Genomic DNA, 861 nt, shown 5'->3' with positions numbered 1-861 from the left:
CCGATCGCCTACCCGAACTGGATCCAGGAGCAGTTCGCCCCGACACGGACCCCGGCCGGCAACCTGGCCTGATCACGACGCCGACCATCCGGCCCAGTGTCTGATCGGTTTGGCGCTCCGGCCGGGTTGAACCGGGACAGGAGTGGCAGACCGCACGCGTTGAGCGGAACAAGCTGTCCGACCGTCGCGCCGACGATTTCCTCGACTCTCGCCGAACGGGCTCACTCACCCCCGCTGGGAGAGACGTCTCCTTGTTCCACACCCAACCCAAACCACACCCAACCCACCCCCAGGAAGCCTCCCAAGAACGCATCAGGCCCGGTCTCCTGAGAAGGAGACCGGGCCCGGCCTGGTGTTCTATCGGTCGCCGCCGCATCCCTCGCCGGGCCGCGAACCCCACACCCTGCGCACCCGAGCCAGCGAACTGCTCGCCGAGGTCGGACTCAACCACCGGCTACACCACCGCCCCACAGCTCTCCGGCGGCGAACGCCAGCGCGTCGCCCTCGACCGTGCAACCCTCCAAACGCACACCCTCACCACCAGTGGAGGCCTTCATCACCTCCACGTCGATCGAGGAGCATCGGCGGCATCGATTTCCGCCGTACAGCCGGCAGGCCCTGATGCGGTTTTCACCGCACCCGCGACGCCCGCCTCGACGCCCGCGCCGCGGTCATCCTCAAGGGACGTCTCCGCACCAGTCGAATACACACCCATCCGCCGGCCTGGGCGCATACAGGGCCCGACCACCCGGACCGTACCGCCCTATCTCCGTGCGCAAGGCGACACCTTCAGCCCGATCATGCGCAGACCAGCCCGTGACATCCAAGAGCAGACCGTCCAGCGGGCCCGCGACCAACTCC

At 68.1% G+C, this 861-nt stretch carries 1 protein-coding gene; it reads right to left on the bottom strand.

Annotated elements, in window-relative coordinates; all coding sequences use genetic code 11:
• Positions 1-677: 677 nt before the first annotated feature.
• The coding region (locus ADL25_RS50425; RefSeq protein ID WP_079050312.1) for a hypothetical protein at positions 678-861 on the bottom strand (184 nt) is incomplete at its 5' end.

Origin of the sequence: Streptomyces sp. NRRL F-5122 (assembly GCF_001507435.1) — a bacterium.
Taxonomy (GTDB): Bacteria; Actinomycetota; Actinomycetes; order Streptomycetales; family Streptomycetaceae; genus Streptomyces; species Streptomyces lannensis.
This window is presented reverse-complemented; position numbering and strand designations above follow the sequence as displayed.